Annotated in this window: 17 protein-coding genes; 14 read left to right on the top strand and 3 right to left on the bottom strand. The window is 41.2% G+C overall.

The features are described 5' to 3' along the window. Window positions 1-12 precede the first annotated feature (12 nt). The 4 genes from IGJ74_RS14960 to IGJ74_RS14945 all read left to right on the top strand — a co-directional run bounded on the left by IGJ74_RS14960 (window position 13) and on the right by IGJ74_RS14945 (window position 3,008). The gene (locus IGJ74_RS14960) at window positions 13-1,038 is read left to right on the top strand and encodes a methionine ABC transporter ATP-binding protein (protein WP_218192933.1); all 1,026 of its coding nucleotides are present in this window, start codon (window positions 13-15) and stop codon (window positions 1,036-1,038) included. Beyond that, window positions 1,031-1,690: a methionine ABC transporter permease gene (locus IGJ74_RS14955; protein WP_087664617.1), complete on the top strand. Its 660-nt coding sequence runs from the start codon at window positions 1,031-1,033 to the stop codon at window positions 1,688-1,690. The genes IGJ74_RS14960 and IGJ74_RS14955 overlap by 8 nt, the downstream gene beginning before the upstream one ends. A 183-nt stretch (window positions 1,691-1,873) precedes the next feature. After that, the gene (locus tag IGJ74_RS14950) at window positions 1,874-2,206 is read left to right on the top strand and encodes a zinc ribbon domain-containing protein YjdM (RefSeq protein ID WP_005233964.1); all 333 of its coding nucleotides are present in this window, start codon (window positions 1,874-1,876) and stop codon (window positions 2,204-2,206) included. A 94-nt stretch (window positions 2,207-2,300) separates the two neighbouring features. Further along, window positions 2,301-3,008, top strand: coding sequence for a zinc metallopeptidase (locus IGJ74_RS14945; protein WP_016612795.1), 708 nt, complete (start codon window positions 2,301-2,303; stop codon window positions 3,006-3,008). Between the two features lie 55 nt (window positions 3,009-3,063). Here the strand turns inward: IGJ74_RS14945 and IGJ74_RS14940 are convergent, their stop codons facing one another. After that, on the bottom strand, window positions 3,064-3,744 hold the full coding sequence (locus IGJ74_RS14940) for a hypothetical protein (protein WP_008380519.1): 681 nt from the start codon (window positions 3,742-3,744) through the stop codon (window positions 3,064-3,066). 748 nt (window positions 3,745-4,492) lie between these two features. On the opposite strand from IGJ74_RS14940, the gene IGJ74_RS14935 reads away from it, so the two are divergent. After that, on the top strand, window positions 4,493-6,100 hold the full coding sequence (locus tag IGJ74_RS14935; protein ID WP_087664618.1) for a CTP synthase: 1,608 nt from the start codon (window positions 4,493-4,495) through the stop codon (window positions 6,098-6,100). 262 nt (window positions 6,101-6,362) lie between these two features. Here the strand turns inward: IGJ74_RS14935 and IGJ74_RS14930 are convergent, their stop codons facing one another. Further along, window positions 6,363-6,818 carry a YehR family lipoprotein gene (locus IGJ74_RS14930; protein WP_005233973.1) on the bottom strand — a complete coding sequence of 152 codons (456 nt, stop codon included), beginning with the start codon at window positions 6,816-6,818 and terminating at the stop codon, window positions 6,363-6,365. Between the two features lie 368 nt (window positions 6,819-7,186). Here IGJ74_RS14930 and IGJ74_RS14925 point away from each other — a divergent pair, with 368 nt between their 5' ends. The 5 genes from IGJ74_RS14925 to IGJ74_RS14905 all read left to right on the top strand — a co-directional run bounded on the left by IGJ74_RS14925 (window position 7,187) and on the right by IGJ74_RS14905 (window position 12,270). Next, window positions 7,187-8,056 carry a class II fructose-bisphosphate aldolase gene (locus tag IGJ74_RS14925; protein ID WP_005228297.1) on the top strand — a complete coding sequence of 290 codons (870 nt, stop codon included), beginning with the start codon at window positions 7,187-7,189 and terminating at the stop codon, window positions 8,054-8,056. A gap of 173 nt (window positions 8,057-8,229) precedes the next feature. Further along, the gene (locus IGJ74_RS14920; RefSeq protein ID WP_005233977.1) at window positions 8,230-9,489 is read left to right on the top strand and encodes a UDP-N-acetylglucosamine 1-carboxyvinyltransferase; all 1,260 of its coding nucleotides are present in this window, start codon (window positions 8,230-8,232) and stop codon (window positions 9,487-9,489) included. Window positions 9,490-9,491: 2 nt separating this feature from the next. Then, window positions 9,492-10,787: a transcription termination factor Rho gene (rho, locus tag IGJ74_RS14915; protein ID WP_005233978.1), complete on the top strand. Its 1,296-nt coding sequence runs from the start codon at window positions 9,492-9,494 to the stop codon at window positions 10,785-10,787. Between the two features lie 99 nt (window positions 10,788-10,886). Continuing rightward, on the top strand, window positions 10,887-11,150 hold the full coding sequence (locus tag IGJ74_RS14910) for a type B 50S ribosomal protein L31 (protein ID WP_008380527.1): 264 nt from the start codon (window positions 10,887-10,889) through the stop codon (window positions 11,148-11,150). Window positions 11,151-11,643: 493 nt separating this feature from the next. Then, window positions 11,644-12,270, top strand: coding sequence for a restriction endonuclease (locus IGJ74_RS14905; protein WP_086316552.1), 627 nt, complete (start codon window positions 11,644-11,646; stop codon window positions 12,268-12,270). Between the two features lie 145 nt (window positions 12,271-12,415). Here the strand turns inward: IGJ74_RS14905 and IGJ74_RS14900 are convergent, their stop codons facing one another. Next, a complete protein-coding gene (locus IGJ74_RS14900) occupies window positions 12,416-13,315 on the bottom strand; it encodes a LysR family transcriptional regulator (protein ID WP_005234023.1) in 900 nt (299 codons plus the stop codon). 236 nt (window positions 13,316-13,551) lie between these two features. Here IGJ74_RS14900 and IGJ74_RS14895 point away from each other — a divergent pair, with 236 nt between their 5' ends. The 4 genes from IGJ74_RS14895 (at window position 13,552) to IGJ74_RS14880 (ending at window position 18,097) form a co-directional block, all read left to right on the top strand. After that, a complete protein-coding gene (locus IGJ74_RS14895; RefSeq protein ID WP_005234024.1) occupies window positions 13,552-14,403 on the top strand; it encodes a sugar phosphate isomerase/epimerase family protein in 852 nt (283 codons plus the stop codon). A gap of 30 nt (window positions 14,404-14,433) precedes the next feature. Further along, the gene (gene aroE, locus IGJ74_RS14890; RefSeq protein ID WP_087664621.1) at window positions 14,434-15,282 is read left to right on the top strand and encodes a shikimate dehydrogenase; all 849 of its coding nucleotides are present in this window, start codon (window positions 14,434-14,436) and stop codon (window positions 15,280-15,282) included. Between the two features lie 87 nt (window positions 15,283-15,369). After that, the gene (locus IGJ74_RS14885; RefSeq protein WP_087664622.1) at window positions 15,370-16,653 is read left to right on the top strand and encodes an MFS transporter; all 1,284 of its coding nucleotides are present in this window, start codon (window positions 15,370-15,372) and stop codon (window positions 16,651-16,653) included. 115 nt (window positions 16,654-16,768) lie between these two features. Beyond that, window positions 16,769-18,097 (top strand): hypothetical protein, encoded by a 1,329-nt coding sequence (locus IGJ74_RS14880; protein ID WP_005234027.1) that lies wholly within the window; start codon window positions 16,769-16,771, stop codon window positions 18,095-18,097. Window positions 18,098-18,102 lie beyond the last annotated feature (5 nt).

The raw sequence follows: 18,102 nt of genomic DNA, 5'->3' as shown, positions 1-18,102 counted from the left end.
AGGGCATATCCTATGGCAAAAATAGAAGTAAAACAAGTATCAGTGACATTCACTCATAAAAAACAAATCAAAAAAGCAGTGGATTCCGTTGATTTTTCCGTTCAAGCTGGAGAAGTATATGGGATCGTCGGATTGAGCGGGGCGGGGAAAAGTACCTTGGTTCGTACGTTGAATCTACTGCAGGTGCCATCTAGCGGTCAAATTCTGATTGATGGTCAAGACATCACGCAAGCCAAAGGGAAACACTTGCGTGAAGTACGACAAAAAATCGGGATGATCTTTCAGCATTTCAATCTGATCCATAATCGAACCATCAAGGAAAATTTAGCCTTTGCTTTGCGTGCTGGGCATTATCCACAAGAAAAGCAAGAAGCGAGGATCAAGGAACTGTTGGAAATGGTGGATCTGCCTCACAAAATTCACGAGTATCCGAATAATTTGTCTGGGGGAGAAAAGCAACGGATCGGCATTGCGCGAGCGATTGCCAACGAACCTGAGATTTTGTTGTGTGACGAAGCTACCAGTGCGTTAGATGTTGAAACGACTGAAGAAATTTTGAAATTATTGATCCGAATCAAGGAACAGACAGGCATCACCATCGTCTTTATCACCCATGAATTGGATGTTGCCCGCAAGTTTTTTGATCGGGTAGCAGTGATGGAGAAGGGTCGCATCGTTGAAGAACAAACGACCTACGGCTTGTTCAGCCAGCCTAAACAGCCTATTACGAAAAAACTGGTTGGCCGCTACTTGGATCTGACGCTTCCCGAGGAGATTCTAGCAACCTTCACGGAAGGCGAATTGCTGGAATTGCGCTACCAAGGTGAGTATACGTTAGAACCGCTGATTTCGACTGTAGCTAAAGCCTATGATGTGTCGATCAATATTATCCACGGAAAAATTGAGTATATCAAAAAAGATGTGATCGGTATTTTGTATATCTATTTGACCGGACCCGCTGAAGAAGCAGCAAAAGCCCGAGAACACCTAGCTGCGAACGTCTTTTCTCTAAGAAAGATAGGTGAAGAAAATGGCTGATACGCTTGAGATTTTAAAAACAAACCTGCCCCAAGCACTATGGGAAACATTCTTCATGGTGGGAACTTCAGCAATTATAGGAGTAGTTTTCGGCTTATTGATTGGATTAGTCCTGTTTTTAGTCGGCAGTAACCTTTTTCATAAAAATGTTTTCTTGCATCATCTGGCCGATTTTGTCGTCAATGCAATCCGTTCGCTACCATTTTTGATCTTATTGATTACGTTGATTCCGTTATCAGCGATGCTGATCGGTGATCCTTATACCCCGGTGGGCGGAGCGATTGCTTTATCGATTGCCGCGATTCCTTTTTACGCCCGAATCGCTGAATCCGCATTTGCCGAAATCGACTATGGCGTCCTTGAAGCTAGTGTCGCTTCCGGAGCATCGACGGGGCAAATTATTCGCGAAGTGATTTTACCAGAAAGTCTGCCAGCTTTGATTCGCGGATTTGTGCTAACTTTGATCAGTCTTTTAGGCTACTCAGCGATGGTGGGAACAATTGGCGCAGGCGGCATTGGCGATTTAGCAATTCAGTATGGTTATTATCGCTATGAAACGGCGATTTTGATTGTGGTGATTCTCCTGCTGATTCTTCTGGTACAAATCATCCAATGGATCGGCGATGCTTGTGCAAATTATTTCTCGAAATAAAAAATGAATTCTGTGTAGTTCCTTTTCGGATACACGTGAATTATCGCTTCTGTTATTACTCTACAGAAGCGATTTTTTTGCTTATCGGTCACTGATTTTTGGTTGCGCCACTAGTGGTTTTTCGGTATGCTGATGGTGAGTTGTTTTTTTACAGCGAAAATTATATTTTAAAGGAGCAACACTATGACTCAAATTCCTAATTGTCCAAATTGCCAATCTGAATACGCTTATGAAGATCGCGGGCTGTTTGTTTGTCCTGAATGCGGAAACGAATGGCAAGAGCAACAAGCGGCGGAAGAAGCACCCGTATACAAAGATGCCAATGGCAATATTTTAGTAGATGGTGATACAGTAACGGTCATCAAAGACTTGAAAGTCAAAGGCGCATCTGGCGCCATCAAACAAGGAACGAAAGTGAAAAACATCAAATTAGTCGAAGGCGACCATAACATTGATTGCAAGATCGATGGCTTCGGCCCAATGAAACTAAAATCAGAATTTGTAAAAAAAGGTTAAAAACAAAATCTTCCAGTCATCTTCATAATTTTTTCACCACTTTAATGGTAAAATAAGGTCAAAGATTAAAAGGGGGAATTTTATCGTGTATGGTATGGGCGGATACGGGTTCGGCTTTTTTTATGACCCGACTTTCATTCTCGTAATTATCGGTATGGTGATTTCGCTAGCAGCGTCAGCGTATGTCAAAAGTACCTTTAACAAATATGACAAAGTCAGAAGTAAAAATAATATTACCGGCACAAAAGCGGCACAGTACATCTTGCAGAGCCAAGGAATCAATAATGTTGGTGTGCAAGCGATCGCTGGTGATTTAACGGATAATTACAATTCTGGCAACAAAATGCTGAGTTTATCACAATCCACCGCACAATCAACTTCGGTAGCAGCAATCGGTGTTGCGGCCCATGAGTGTGGTCACGCAGTCCAAGATGCCAAAGGTTATTTTCCTTTGCGTTTGCGTCATGCGATCGTACCGATCGCCAATATCGGAACCAGCATCTCGATCCCGTTGATTTTGATCGGGGTACTGTTACGAGGCTCGTTTCTGATCAACTTAGGTTTGTTGGCTTTCTCATTAGCGTTTATTTTCCAATTAGTGACCTTGCCAGTCGAGTTCGATGCCTCAAAACGGGCGATCCGTATTTTGGCAGATGGTGGCTTGTTAACAGAAGAGGAAGTACCACAAGCGAGAAGAGTGCTCTTTGCCGCAGCGTTGACCTATGTCGCAGCTGCCGTAGCAACCTTATTGCAACTCTTACGTTTGATTATTTTATTTGGTAATAACAACCGTCGGAATTAATCGACAGTGTGACAGAAAAAAGACCAGCTCAGCATCCTGAACTGGTCTTTTTTCGTTATTCTACTATTAAGTAAACGTAATAGACGTTTTCAACGCTTTTTAAATTTTCTTCAGATAGATTGTTTTCCATTTCAGCATATAGTTTGACGTCACCGCCCTTGGCAATATAAAGCAACGGAATTTCTTGTTTTTTCTCAATGTTAAGCTCGTTATTGGGAATACTAGTGCTAGCTCCAGTGGGAGATAAACTATCTTCTCCAAGGGACGTATAGTGGAATTTAGATAAGTCGGTCATTGTATTTGATGAGGAACCATTTGAAAATAAATCAACGAAGAGTAGAGAATCGCTCTTAGTAATTCCTATGTTCAAATAGCCATTATAGTCACTTCTTGGCTCTGTTATCAGGGAAGCGACTATTTTGTGTTCTTTTATCTCCCCTTTTTGATAATAATCAAAGTAAACCGTCATGGACTCAGCCACTGTGTTAAATTTCAGTTGTGAGCCAAAATCCAACAATAAACTAGAAAGGTCCATAGGGTTCTCTAGCTGAACAAGGTGATTATTGGGGACGCCAGCTACTTTTTTACTAGGGAAAGGACTGTAATTATAGTAATAACAATAAAGCATGGTAGGTAGCCCTATCACGAGCAAGAATGCGAAAAAAATCTGTAAAGGATTTCGAGACCGGATTAGTGTCTTGACAGTATCTGGTGCTTTTTGGTTTTTAGCAGTCATTGTCTTCTTCCTCCAAAATTGTGGCTTCTATAGAATCTCTTTTGGGAGACAATAGAATCTGATTGTTTCCTTATCGGAAAATGATTACCGGAAGGTGTCATAAAAAAATAATTTAAATATATATCTATAATCTCAAAGATAACCAAAAAGCGCAATCAAATTTTGATATTTATTGAGGGCACTCCTTATTGGGGAATAATCATTCAGAGCACATTACTTGGCAGACAAAAATAGCAGAATAGTTAGCTCTATCCTGCAAAAGAAAAATTATCTTAGCGTAGAAGGCAGGAATCGAACCTGCACCTCGTCTTTGCCAAAAATAACCAGAAATACGTTCCGATCATTTTTACCAAAACGAGTAAAGCGCCAGACTTCATCTACACTTTGTATTATGCCAAAGAGAGTTCAACGATTTCGTAAGAAGCAATGAAAAAATTGCAAAAAGTTGTGCAGAAAACATGAAGGTTGTTTAAGAAAGAATAACCATAGAACTTAGTCGTGAAAAAGAAGAAACCAGCTGCAATGAAGCGTAAAGCGCTTCGTTTGGAAACCTCCGTTTTTTCTGAAAAAATCAGATAAAGTTTTCTTGACATTTGTGAGGTGAGAATGTATCATTCTGTTTGGGCACTCTTTACAAGAGTCAGAAAGTGATTTAGAATTTTCGCTCCCTATTCATTTATGGATAGGGAGCTTTTATTATTTTCTAAATGCTTTTCCTGTAAAATAGATTAAAGGAGTTTTTCAGTTTATGACAAAATATATTTTTGTAACCGGCGGTGTGGTTTCTTCTATTGGTAAAGGGATCGTAGCAGCATCATTAGGACGTTTGTTGAAAAATCGCGGCTTGAAAGTAACCATTCAAAAATTCGATCCGTACATCAACGTCGATCCAGGAACGATGAGCCCATATCAACATGGTGAAGTATTCGTAACCGATGATGGAGCAGAGACCGACTTAGACTTAGGTCACTATGAACGCTTTATCGATATCAATTTGAACAAATACTCAAATGTAACAACTGGAAAAATCTATTCAGAAGTTTTGCGGAAAGAGCGTAAAGGAGAATACTTAGGCGCGACTGTTCAAGTGATCCCGCACATCACCAACGAGATCAAAGAAAAAATCATGCGGGCAGCCAAAATGACTGATTCAGATGTGATCATCACAGAAGTCGGCGGAACAGTAGGGGATATTGAATCATTGCCGTTTCTAGAAGCTTTGCGTCAAATGAAGGCAGACGTAGGTGCGGACAACGTGATGTACATCCATACGACGCTGATTCCTTATTTGAAAGCAGCAGGCGAAATGAAAACAAAGCCGACACAACATAGTGTGAAGGAACTGCGCGGCTTAGGGATTCAACCAAATATCTTGGTCGTTCGGACAGAACAACCCGTAGGACAATCAACGAAAAACAAATTGGCCCAATTCTGTGACGTGGCACCAGAAGCCGTGATTGAATCTCGTGACGTTGAAACACTTTATTCGATCCCATTGGCACTGCAAGCGCAAGGCATGGATCAAATCGTGTGTGATCATTTGAAACTGACTGCACCAGTTGCTGACATGACTGAATGGCAAGCATTGGAAGAAAAGGTACTGAATTTGAAGAAAAAAGTACGCATCGCATTAGTCGGAAAATATGTGGAATTGCCAGATGCTTATCTATCAGTTGTCGAAGCCTTGAAACATTCTGGTTTTGCCTTTGATGCAGACATCGAGATCGATTGGATCAAAGCCCAAGAAATCACACGGGAAAATGTGGAGTCTTACTTAGGTGAAGTAGACGGGATCCTTGTTCCTGGTGGATTTGGTGATCGTGGGATTGAAGGGAAAATCGAAGCGATCCGTTATGCTCGGGAAAACGATGTGCCATTCTTAGGGATTTGTCTTGGGATGCAAATGGCTTGTGTGGAATATGCCCGCAATGTCGTTGGGTTGGAAAATGCCAATTCCGCAGAAACAGATCCTGAAACAGCCAACAACATCATTGATTTGATGGCTGACCAAGAAAACATCGAAAACTTAGGCGGGACATTGCGCTTAGGCTTGTACCCATGTAAAGTGAAGAAAGGCACCAAAACAGCTGCAGCTTATGACGGAGAAGAAGTTGTTCAGGAACGTCACCGTCATCGTTATGAATTCAACAACAAATACCGTGAAATCTTTGAAGCAAACGGGATGGTTTTCTCAGGTGTGTCACCAGACAATCGTTTGGTTGAGATCGTTGAGATTCCAGAAAACAAATTCTTCGTGGGTTGCCAATTCCACCCAGAATTGATTTCTCGTCCAACTCGCCCACAACGCTTGATCAAAGCCTTTGTTGGAGCTTCATTAGACAACCGAAAAGCATAATAATCGCTAGCGGCAAACCAAGGAATGAATGTGCGAAACTCCTCATCTCAAGATGGGGAGTTTTTTGAGTTGCGCGATCCTAGTAATCCGTAAAAGGTTGAAACTTGCTTGAGCGTTGGTAGAAGCTATCCCTTTTTGCACACAAAAAAACTTCCGTCAAAGCGACCGGAAGTTTCTGACTGATGCATTATTTTTTTCGCTAACAGTTCGAATGAAATCCGCCAGCGGTAATGCATGTTGATTTGCTGGTGCTTAGAGAGGATTATTCTTTTAGCTTATACCCTTGGTCTAAGAGCATTTCCTCTGTACGTTCCATGCTGATCCCATTTTCGGTGTTTCCTTCAAAACTAACTCCAGGCAATTGTTTCGCTGAATCATAATCCAACTCATCATAATTGATGGTCAATGATTCAGTCGCTTCACTATCTGTATAGTCGAGGGAATAGTCCAACCCTTTGACTTGCTGATACTGCTCTGCGATCGGATCAAGTACCGTCTGTGCTTCTTCTTTGGTCGTTACCCCAATCGCTGAATACGGCATGACATTGTTCGCAGTCTGGGTTTTTACTTTATCGCCTTCATAAGTGAAGACCAGTTCCATCGAAACCCCATTTTGATCCATTGTGAATGTTTTGGTTTCTTCTTTGGCCCCCGAGCTGCAACTTGCCAAGAAAAGAACCCCGATGACTGCCAAAAATCCAATAAGCGCTTTTTTCATTTTATCCCTCCTTTTTTACATGATAATATAGCCGCTTTCACAAGGCTATTCTTATGCTCAGAGGAGAAGAAGGAAGGATTTACTGGAAGATTATGATAAAATGACGAAAAAATATGTGAAATTTTTCTCGAATTTTCACATGCCGATTTGTTATCTAACGACCGCAGACAGAAGAGAAAAACCTTACAGAATCGTTGACTTTCAGAAAAGATGATGAAAATGCTGGATTTTTATATTTGTGCAATCTTTTTTTGAAAAGAGAAATTCCTCTTTTTAGTAGCAAATACCGCAAATCTTTGCTAAAATAGCATTGTCGGTTAAGCATTGCTTAACAAATAAAGTTTTTCAAAACTTAGGAGGAATTTTTTATGCCAGTAGTATCAGGAGCTGAATTCTTAAAAGCTGCTCGTCAAGGCGGATATGCAGTCGGCGGATTCAACACAAACAACTTAGAATGGACACAAGCGATTTTAAAAGCTGCTGAAGCGAAAAAAGCGCCAGTTCTAATCCAAACTTCAATGGGTGCTGCCAAATATATGGGCGGATACAAAGTTGCTAAAGACATCGTTACAAACTTGGTTGATTCAATGAACATCACTGTTCCAGTTGCAATCCACTTAGACCATGGTGATTACGATGCAGCAATGGAATGTATCGAAGTTGGTTACACTTCTGTTATGTTTGATGGCTCTCACTTACCATTTGAAGAAAACTTGAAATTGGCTAAAGAAGTTGTCGAAAAAGCACACGCAAAAGGCGTTTCTGTTGAGTGTGAAGTTGGTTCAATCGGCGGAGAAGAAGATGGAATCATCGGTTCTGGCGAATTAGCTGACATCGAAGAATGTAAACAAATGGTTGCAACTGGTATTGATTACCTAGCTTGCGGAATTGGTAACATTCACGGTCAATACCCTGAAAACTGGAAAGGCCTTGCTTTTGACCACTTACAAGCAATCGCTGATGCAGTAGGTTCTGATGTACCATTAGTATTACACGGTGGTTCTGGTATTCCTCAAGACCAAATCGAAAAAGCAATCTCAATGGGTGTTTCTAAAGTAAACGTAAATACTGAATTCCAATTATCATTTGCTAAAGCAACTCGTGAATACATCGAAGCTGGCAAAGATAAAGAAGGCAAAGGATTCGACCCTCGTAAATTATTAGCACCAGGTGTTGCTGCAATCGTTAAAGATGCAGAAGAACACATCGACTGGTTCGGTTCAGCTGGTAAAGCTTAATCTTAATCAAAGATCAAAACTCTTAGAATCACTGATTCTAAGAGTTTTTTTGTTTTCTAAGAAAATATTCTTGATGCGGGGATCAAAAATATACTGCATCTTTTTTCTTTGTGTAATCTGTGCTAAAATTGGAATGATACACATAAATTAAAAAAGAGTATAGGTGGAATTCAATGAAAAAAATTGTCATCAACGGCAATCGTCCCTTAAAAGGTGAAGTCACCATTAGCGGCGCAAAAAACAGTGCAGTCGCATTGATCCCGGCAGCGATCTTAGCTGATTCACCGGTCATTTTAGAAGGAGTGCCCGACATCCAAGATGTGCACTCATTAATTGAGATTATCGAAATCATGGGCGTGAAGACCCATTTTGAAAACAATACGCTAGAGATCGATCCAACCAATATCGTTTCGATCCCGATGCCTAACGGAAAAATCAATAGTCTACGGGCTTCGTATTATTTCATGGGGGCATTATTGGCGAAGTTTGGTGAAGGCGTCGTTGGGTTGCCTGGCGGCTGTTTCTTAGGCCCGCGACCAATCGATTTGCATATCAAAGGCTTCGAAGCACTTGGCGCAAAAGTCACCAACGAGCATGGCGCCATGTATTTGCGTACCGAAGAAGAAGGCTTGACTGGCGAACGGATTTTCTTAGATATGGTCTCTATCGGAGCAACAATCAATGTAATGCTGGCAGCAGTAAGAGCCAAAGGCAAAACGATCATTGAAAATGCTGCACGGGAACCCGAGATCATTGATGTCGCGACCCTTTTAAATAATATGGGAGCGAAAATCAGAGGTGCAGGTACCAATGAAATTCGTATCGAAGGTGTGGAAGAACTGCACGGTTGTCGTCATTCTATTATTCCAGACCGAATCGAAGCAGGAACCTATCTTTCTTTAGCCGCAGCAGCGGGTGAAGGCATTACAGTCAAAAATGTGATTTATGAGCATCTAGAAAGCTACATTGCGAAATTGGAAGAAATCGGTGTGCGAATGGATATTAGCGAAGATGAAATCTATGTGCATCCCTCAAAAGAGTTGAAACCAGCGACTGTGAAAACTTATCCTTATCCGGGATTTGCCACAGACCTGCAACAGCCGATCACACCATTATTGCTAAAAGCAAAGGGAACATCGGAGATTATGGACACGATTTACGCCAAACGGGTCAACCATATTCCTGAATTAGCACGGATGGGCGCACAAGCAACGACAGAAGGCAACATGATTTTTGTCAGCGGACCGAGCCAATTGCACGGAGCAGAAGTTGTCGCTTCTGATTTGCGGGCAGGGGCTTGTCTAGTTATTGCCGGATTGATGGCGACTGGCACGACTAGCGTCTTTAATGTCGAGTACATTTTGCGCGGCTATGATCATATCATCGAAAAACTAACGGCTCTTGGAGCTGATATTCAAATGATAGAGGAGTAATTATGAGCGATTATCTTACGATGGCAGAGTTGGAAAACAAAACCTTAAAAGAGATCTACACCTTTGCCAAAGAGTTTCGAATTCCTTATTACAGCCAAATGAATAAAAAAGAATTGTCATTGGCTGTGATACGGGCGCAGGCGGAAAAACAAGGCTTCTTTTATATGGAAGGAATCTTGGATATCGTAGGCCAAGAAGGCTATGGTTTTTTACGTCCAATCAACTATGGACCGAGTGCAGAAGATATCTATATTTCTTCTTCACAGATTCGTCGGTTTAGTTTGCGTAATGGCGATAAAGTCGCCGGTAAGGCGCGCCCGCCTAAGGAATCTGAACGCTATTATGGATTGATGCACGTTGAGTCTGTTAACGGCAAAGATCCAGAAGATGCCAAAGAGCGCCCGCATTTTCCAGCGCTGACGCCCCTTTATCCGAACCGTCATTTAAAATTAGAAACAACGTCAGGACGTCTTTCGACTCGGATGATCGATATGCTGGCGCCAGTGGGTTTTGGTCAACGAGGACTGATCGTTGCCCCGCCTAAAGCTGGGAAAACCAGTATATTGAAAGAAATTGCCAATGGGATTACGGACAACTATCCTGAGGTGGAATTGATCGTACTTTTGATCGACGAGCGTCCAGAAGAAGTAACTGATCTAGAACGTAGTGTCAAGGGTGACGTGGTTTCTTCAACCTTTGACCTACAGCCTAGCAATCATACCCGTGTTTCAGAATTGGTACTAGAACGGGCGATGCGCTTGGTGGAAGACAAGCGTGATGTCGTGATTTTGATGGATAGTATCACTCGTTTGGCGAGAGCTTATAACTTAGTCGTTCCTCCAAGCGGACGTACACTAAGCGGCGGGATCGATCCAGCTGCTTTGTACAAACCGAAGAAATTCTTTGGCGCTGCCCGCAATATTGAAGAAGGCGGTAGTTTGACGATCCTTGCCACAGCTTTGGTAGATACCGGCAGCCGCATGGATGATGTCATCTATGAAGAGTTTAAAGGAACCGGCAATATGGAGCTGCAGCTTTCTCGCAGCCTCGCAGAACGCCGGGTCTTCCCAGCGATCGACATCAAGAAATCTGGTACCCGTAAAGAAGAATTGCTGATGAGCAGTGAACAATTGGAAGAAACTTGGCGCTTACGCAACAACATGTTGGGGGATTCCTTGGAGTTCACAGAACAATTCATTCAATTCTTGCGCAAAACGAAAAAGAATGAAGAGTTTTTAGCGGCTTTTCATGATGTCCATTTCGGAGACAAGCGGCCAAAAAGAAATATAAAAAGATAATTGCATCTAAAATCCAAACATGGTAAGATAGTCATGTTGTAAAATCGACAAATCAACTCTGGTGAAGCAAATGAGCCAGGGCAAAGGAGAGAAGAAGAAATGAAACAAGATATCCATCCAGATTATCATCCAGTTGTATTCATGGACTCAACTACTGGTTTCAAATTCTTATCAGGTTCTACAAAGAATTCTCAAGAAACTGTTGAGTGGGAAGACGGCAACACGTATCCATTGATCCGTGTCGAAGTAACTTCTGATTCACATCCATTCTACACTGGACGTCAAAAATTCACACAAGCAGACGGACGTGTGGACCGTTTCAACAAAAAATACGGTCTCAAAGACAACAACGCTGCAGAATAAGACAAATAAATGTAAATGTTGTTTCGATAACATTTCTGAGGTTTCCCTTTTTCGAGGGAAACCTTTTTTTGTTTTTATAGGTAATAGACACCCAACTGCTAAACCGAAAGAAACCATTCAGAATCTGTTACAAACAAAGTAAAAGGAATCAATAAATCTGTAGGCAAGAATGTTGAAATTAGCACTGTAACGAATCCTATCTAGTAATTTTCGAAATGGAGCAATGATCAAGAGTGGTTTGATTTAATCATCGATTATTATTGAATATTCAAACTTCAATTGACATTTATCTTGAATAAAATTATCATTAAATTAATAATATTCCGTTATAAGTTTCTTATTTTTGACTTATTTTATCGAGTTCACACGATTTTTATTGAGAAAAGTAGATAGTTCTCTCTTTAAGAACCAGTTTCTATTCTACATAATTAAAGACCACTCACTAGCTATGCTTTAACGAATCACATCCAAAACAATCAAGAAAGGAAGAGACATGTTTTCATTTAAGAAAAAGAAGGAAGTCATTAATTTCTCAGAACTAAGCAACCATAATGAACGTACATACCCGAAAAAATTGAAAAAGATTGTGGCTCAATTAGAAACCTGTAAATCAGAGGATTTGAATTATATTGCTGAATGTATTTTACAAAAGATGGGATATACCGTCCAAAACATCGATGGTTACAAAGATGGTGGTATTGATGTGTATGCTTTTTCTAATAATAAAAAGGCAATAGCGGTCCAATGTAAAGCCTGGAATCCGCAAAAGACAACGGAGCGGATCAGTAAGCCACTCGTTGCCGCATTTAAAGGGATTTTTCCAGACAAAGGGTTTCCCAATGGGCTTTTCATCACTACACATTTTTTTACAGATCAAGCATTAGAAATAGCCGGTGATAATCTACTGTTGGTTGATAGAAAAAAACTGATTGAGCTGCTTGCGCATTTTTATCCAGAGATGATCAGTGAGTTGTTTTATTATAAAACCTTGACGGAATTAGAAGAATGCAAGAGTTGTAAAAATGGGAAGAAGTTGAAACTCTACAATAAGAAGAAGCGCAATTATTACTATATCTGCGAAACGTGCGGTGAGTATAGCTCTTTTCATTATTCGTCATGAGAAAAAAGAACAAGAGAATAAGCAATAAAAAACAGACATTCTATTAATGAATGTCTGTTTTTTATTAAGTGAAAACGCCAAAAAAAGGCGGGAACATAGTTCTATTCCTATTTTCTAAAGCTTTGTTTTTCACCCACCCAGTCACTCAATAAACGATCTGTTTCGGATTTGCATGGGCCAAAATAAATTCTTTGAAATTGCTGACTACAGGTGGTAAGTAAGTCTCTTTATTGTAGGCTAAATAAAAGTATCGCTCCCAACTGATGCCATTAAGTTTGATTCGCTTAAGGGGCAAAGAGTCAAGCATCGTCATATTGGGAATGATAGCAATCCCCAATCCTTGACTGACTAGTCCAGCGATCACTTGATCGATCTTGACTTCGTAGGCTACTTGATAGCTGACGTTGTTACGCTGATAAAGGTCATCGATGATTTCACGTAAGGCACTTTTTTTGCTGAAAATAATCTGGGGATATTCTGCTAAGTCGTCCAAAGAGACTTCATCAAATTGTGCGAGAGGATGATCCAACGCGGTGATCACGACAAGTTCTTGACTTGCAATCGGGACGAATTCAATGGTTGGTTCATTGGTGATGTAGGAACAAATACCGAGATCATAGCGCAAGGTTTTTAGTCCTTGGACTGTTTCGGTACTGACGCTATCTGAGTGAAATTCAAATTGAATCTTTTTTTCAGGATTTGCTTCAAGAAATTGTTTAGTGATTTTTGGTACGTAAGATGTACCGAGGACTTGCAAAAAAGCAAAGCTGATATGCCCAAAGCCTTTGCTGATTTTTGTTACTGTATCGATACCCGAATCTAAGTTTTCTAACGTTCGTATAACATGTTCATGGAAAATTTTTCCAGGCTTGGTTAGGATCACATTTCGTCCGTTTTTTTCAAAGAGTTGTACACCTAGCTCATCTTCTAAAAGTGAAATGGCATTACTGAGACTTGGTTGTGTGATGTTGAGCAATTTACTCGAACGTGTATAGTGTTCTTCTCTAGCAAGGATATCAAAATATTTTAAATGCTGAAGATTCATTGAAACCTCCTCTAAAATCCTTCTTTTTTTATCAGTATATCACAAGACTTATATCTTTTATCTATAGATCCATAAAGAAAAAACAATTAGAAGTACGGAGAGGGAAAAGCTATAATAACGGTAATAAACATTGTGAATAAAAACACAATTACTGCGGCCGCTTTTTAGTTCGTGTTTTTATTTCCAGCTGTAAACCAAGTAGTAGTTGTTTACAGACTTTTAAAGGGGGAAATAACATGAGAAACATTCCATTGACGATTAGCTCTTACACATTAGGGACAGAGATTAATTTTGAAGACAGAGTGAAGATCGCGAAAGAGGCAGGATACGACGGGATCGGTTTACGTGCGGAGACCTATATGCTTGCTGTGAAGCAAGGCTATTCTGATGAGCGGATGCTTGAAATTCTTGCAGAACATGACATGAAAGTAACCGAGGTCGAATATATCACCTTGTGGGCTGATCCAAATAAAACGATGGAAACACCGGAAACACTGCTGCAACAATTTAAAGAGCAAACGATCTATCATATGGCACGTTTGTTTGGTGTTGGGCACATCAATTGTGGCTTAATGGAAAAATACCCAGCAGAGGTTCATATCCAAGCCTTTAAAGAACTATGTACACGAGCAAAAGAATTAGTCATTGGGTTAGAATTCATGCCTTATAGCGGTGTTCCTGATCTAGCTAGTGCATGGAATATTGTCAAAGAGGCAGATTGTGAAAATGGGATGCTGATCCTAGATACATGGCACTGGGCGAGAGCCAACATGACAGCAGCTGACTTGGAAGGGGTCCCAGCGGAGAAAGTTGTTTCGATCCAAATTTGTGATGTTTTAGAAAGACGATATCCTGATACGATCTTACGGGATGAGTCGATGCACGATCGCTTATGTCCAGGAACAGGATGGGGTGATACCGAAGGCTTCTTACGGGCACTAAAAGCACACGGCATCAAGCCTCGTGTTGTAGGCACGGAAGTGATTTCTGATCCGATTTTAAGTCAAGGCTATCAAAAAGCAGCAGAGCAAAATTACAAAACGAGTATTGAAGTGATCCAAAACGCATGGCCAGAATTGCTTGCGTAAAAAAAAATCAAATAGAAAAGAGGAAATACGATGAGCGAAAAAATTTCGGGAAAAACGAAGCTCTTAGGATTGATCGGTACACCTGTTGGGCATTCTGGTTCGCCAGCCATGTATAATTATGGCTTTGACCAGCTTGATATCGATGCAGTTTATTTAGCTTTTGACATTAAAGAAGACCAAGTCGCCCAGGCGATCGAGGCATTTCGAACCTTCAAAATGAGTGGAAATGTCACGATGCCTTGCAAGACGGCAGCGGCAGAATACATGGATGAATTGACCCCCGCTGCAAAAATGGTTGGTGCCATCAATACTATCGTCAATGATGAAGGCAAGCTCGTCGGCCATATTACCGATGGTGTCGGCTTTGTTGATAATCTGCAAGCACACGATGTAAAAATGAAAGATCAAAAATTTGTTGTGATCGGAGCTGGTGGAGCTGCCACCGCGATCCAAGTCCAATTGGCGATCGAAGGGGCAGCCTCCATTGCAATTTTCAACATCAAAGATGCATTTTATGAAAAAGGCAAAGAGACCGTTGCTCGCATTAAAGAATATTACCCTGATCTAGTAATTGATATTTATGATCTGACGGATCAAGCGTTACTTGCTGAAAAAATAAAAGGAGCCGATTGTTTAGTGAATGCAACGACTGTTGGAATGGGTGAAGGAAATACAGCGACACCGATTGCAAACACAGAGGTACTGCATGCAGATTTGACGGTGGCTGATGCGATCTATAACCCACCAATGACCCAGTTATTGAAAGATGCCAGCGCAAAAGGGTGTAAGACCGTGGGTGGAAAAGGAATGCTGGTGGGACAAGGAAAAGCCGCCTTTAAACTGTTTACTGGCAAGGAACTGCCTGTCAGAGCAAACTAACTAGGGACCGAGTATCCCTTTCCTACGAAAATTTCCCTGTGGGTATTTCGTAGGAAAGCTGGATGTTCTTTTATAAGGAGCGTACAAATGAGAGCAAAAAAGTATATTTTGTCACTGGCAACTATCTATATGTGTTATTTCACTCATGGGATCCAAGCCATTATTTTAAGCCAAAATGCGACTTATTTTTCGGATAAATGGGGCTATACCGATGCTTCTGCAGGAGCCGCTGCGGTATCGTTGGCCATCACTGCGACCGGATTAGGAAAATTTTTGACCGTCTGGATCGGTGGAGAAATTTCGGATAAAGTGGGACGCAAAAAAATGGCGGTCATGGGGGCTGTTTTGTATACGCTATGCTTTTTAGGTCTGTTACTGACGACGAATATGGTGATCGCGTCTGTCTGTGCCTTTATCGCAGGGGTGGCGACTTCTGGTTTCTGGGATGCTGCATTGTATCCCGCTTCTCAAGAAGCAGCACCGAAATATGCGGCTTCAGCAATGATTGGGATCAAGTTTTTTGTTTCTTTGTCAGGGGTTATCTATCCCTTACTTGTGGTAAATTTCATCGGGTCTGGGAATCAGTCGATGGGGATTATTATTCCATTAGTCCTATCGATCGTCTGCACGATTTTAGCAGCTATCGCGCCATTCGCCTATGATGACATGATGAAAGAAAAAGCGGTAACCGTCGATGGAAAAGAAACGAATGCGGTTCAAGAAGAAATTGCGGCAATGAAGGCCAGAATGCTTGTTAAGCCGAATATAATCGTTAACTTCTTCACAATGTTCTTTGGTTTTATCTGTATGTTCATCATGTACGGCGCCCAACAGTATACCAAAGCGTTTGGTTTGACGAATGCTGGTTTGACTGAGATGCAGTCAGCGGGGCTAACATCGATCTATACTTTTGGCTCAATGGTGGCTGTTTTGTTTTGGGCAGTAATGATGGGGAAATTGCGTTGGAATCCCTTAAAAGTCTTATTTATTGATACGGTATTCATCGCTCTTGCGTTAGGGATGGTATTAGTGATCCAACATGTCGTAGTGATTTATATCAGTATCGCCTTCTTGGGTTTCTTTGCTGCCGGAGGGGCGTTGCAAACTGGGCTAGGGGTACGACAAATGTTTTGCCCTGGACCAAAAGGTCGAAATACCGGGATCTACTATACTTGGATGGGCTTAGCAAGTACCTTTTTACCTTACATCGTTGCTTCCATGACTCGGTCAGTAGGAGAAACGCAAGCGATTTTTATTATGATGGGCTTATTACTCGCAGCTGCGGTTTTAGCGATCGTCATGATGGTTTATTTGTTACTGCAACACAAAAGAGTATTTGGCTACAGCGCATTTGATAAATTAAAGGACTAAACGTCCTGGAGGATAGTGGCCAACCACTTCCTCCTTTTTCGCTTTTGTTAAACGGCGGCTTTCGCGTATCTGGCTGCAGGTTCAAACGGCGTAATTTGTATGGAGGAGAAGAAGAATGGATAGCTTGATTGGCTTATTACTAGTAGTGTCATTTGGTGGCATGGTTTTTTATTGTATCAAAGGATATAACCTGATGATTGGTTTTATCGTTATGGCAACATTATGGGTGTTGTTGCCGCTTATAGGGAATGTCATTTCACCCAATCCGGCATTTGAAAACCTCCCTTTTACCGAGATGCTGGCACAGGTCTATCAACAGGCGCCAGAACGCTGGGGGGCTTCACAAATGAATATTTTTGTAGGAGCATTCTTTGGTAGGATCTTGTTGGAAACGGGCATTGCGGCAACTATCATTCGTAAGAGTGTGGAACTAGGTGGGGATAGCCCAGCGATTATTCTAGTAATTGTCAATTTGATTACCGGCTTTATCTTTTCATCCATGTCAGGTGCCGGATCTGTCATCGCGATCGCCGTGATCGTATTGCCAATTTTATTTTCGATTGGTATTCCTAAAGTCGTGGCATTCTTTAGTTTTTCGGCTTCCGTTGCAGCAGGTGTTTTCTTAAATCCAATCAATTTCACACAGTATCAAGCCTTTTTTGGCAATGTGAATGGTGGGGTTGATTACACCTACAATGATTATTTTTCGTTTGGATTATTGGCTTTCTTTGTGATGATTCTGGTTTCTTCGATTTTTGCTATTGGGTATTTGAGAGTAGAAAGTTTGACCTATGCTTGGGCGGTTGGAGAAGAACCGAAAGTTCAAGACGTTCCTAGTTTGGCGTTACTTACCCCTTTTATACCGGTCGTAGGAGTCATCATCTTTCAATTTCCAGTGATCTTTTGTTTTATTGGTGCGAGTCTTTATGCCTTGTGGATTTGTGGTGTTTTAAAGGATGGGTTTAGAAAAGATTCTCAGATTTTGACACGTATTTTTGCAGATGGGGTCAAAGATACTGCGACCTTAGTTGCCTTTTGGATGACCCTTGCGATGTTCAATGCAGCTGCAACCTTCGCTGCACCTTATTTTGAATCATTGCTAGGAGGAATCATTCCGACGCATCCCTTAGCGCTTTGTTTGCTTTTTGGTTTTTTAGCTCCCTTGACCTGGTTTCGCGGGCCACTTTCTTTGATTGGTTGTGGGGCAGCGTTATTAGCAGTAATCAGCAATCAAACCAATTATCCTGTGACGTTTTTATATCCGTTGTTCATTTCTAATATGATCGGTATGGGTCATTTTGATTTGACCATTTCTTGGAATGCTTGGGGATTAGGCTTCAATAATATCAATACGAAAGATTACATGAAGGTTGCTTTTTTACCAGGAGTCGTCATTTCGCTGGTTCTTGAAATTGCGACGTTCCTGTTATATAGCCCGATTTAAAAAAG

Source organism: Enterococcus sp. AZ009, from assembly GCF_050548785.1.
In the GTDB taxonomy this organism is placed as follows: Bacteria; Bacillota; Bacilli; order Lactobacillales; family Enterococcaceae; genus Enterococcus_D; species Enterococcus_D entomosocium.
The sequence above is the reverse complement of the archived record's forward strand: the minus strand, read 5'-3'. Positions and strand labels throughout refer to the sequence as shown.

Excerpts from the sequence above, each read along its gene's own strand:
- IGJ74_RS14960 (WP_218192933.1), top strand. The coding sequence starts at position 13 with ATGGCAAAAATAGAAGTAAAACAAGTATCAGTGACATTCACTCATAAA.
- IGJ74_RS14955 (WP_087664617.1), top strand. The coding sequence starts at position 1,031 with ATGGCTGATACGCTTGAGATTTTAAAAACAAACCTGCCCCAAGCACTA.
- IGJ74_RS14950 (WP_005233964.1), top strand. The coding sequence starts at position 1,874 with ATGACTCAAATTCCTAATTGTCCAAATTGCCAATCTGAATACGCTTAT.
- IGJ74_RS14945 (WP_016612795.1), top strand. The coding sequence starts at position 2,301 with ATGGGCGGATACGGGTTCGGCTTTTTTTATGACCCGACTTTCATTCTC.
- IGJ74_RS14940 (WP_008380519.1), bottom strand. The coding sequence starts at position 3,744 with ATGACTGCTAAAAACCAAAAAGCACCAGATACTGTCAAGACACTAATC.
- IGJ74_RS14935 (WP_087664618.1), top strand. The coding sequence starts at position 4,493 with ATGACAAAATATATTTTTGTAACCGGCGGTGTGGTTTCTTCTATTGGT.
- IGJ74_RS14930 (WP_005233973.1), bottom strand. The coding sequence starts at position 6,818 with ATGAAAAAAGCGCTTATTGGATTTTTGGCAGTCATCGGGGTTCTTTTC.
- IGJ74_RS14925 (WP_005228297.1), top strand. The coding sequence starts at position 7,187 with ATGCCAGTAGTATCAGGAGCTGAATTCTTAAAAGCTGCTCGTCAAGGC.
- IGJ74_RS14920 (WP_005233977.1), top strand. The coding sequence starts at position 8,230 with ATGAAAAAAATTGTCATCAACGGCAATCGTCCCTTAAAAGGTGAAGTC.
- rho (WP_005233978.1), top strand. The coding sequence starts at position 9,492 with ATGAGCGATTATCTTACGATGGCAGAGTTGGAAAACAAAACCTTAAAA.
- IGJ74_RS14910 (WP_008380527.1), top strand. The coding sequence starts at position 10,887 with ATGAAACAAGATATCCATCCAGATTATCATCCAGTTGTATTCATGGAC.
- IGJ74_RS14905 (WP_086316552.1), top strand. The coding sequence starts at position 11,644 with ATGTTTTCATTTAAGAAAAAGAAGGAAGTCATTAATTTCTCAGAACTA.
- IGJ74_RS14900 (WP_005234023.1), bottom strand. The coding sequence starts at position 13,315 with ATGAATCTTCAGCATTTAAAATATTTTGATATCCTTGCTAGAGAAGAA.
- IGJ74_RS14895 (WP_005234024.1), top strand. The coding sequence starts at position 13,552 with ATGAGAAACATTCCATTGACGATTAGCTCTTACACATTAGGGACAGAG.
- aroE (WP_087664621.1), top strand. The coding sequence starts at position 14,434 with ATGAGCGAAAAAATTTCGGGAAAAACGAAGCTCTTAGGATTGATCGGT.
- IGJ74_RS14885 (WP_087664622.1), top strand. The coding sequence starts at position 15,370 with ATGAGAGCAAAAAAGTATATTTTGTCACTGGCAACTATCTATATGTGT.
- IGJ74_RS14880 (WP_005234027.1), top strand. The coding sequence starts at position 16,769 with ATGGATAGCTTGATTGGCTTATTACTAGTAGTGTCATTTGGTGGCATG.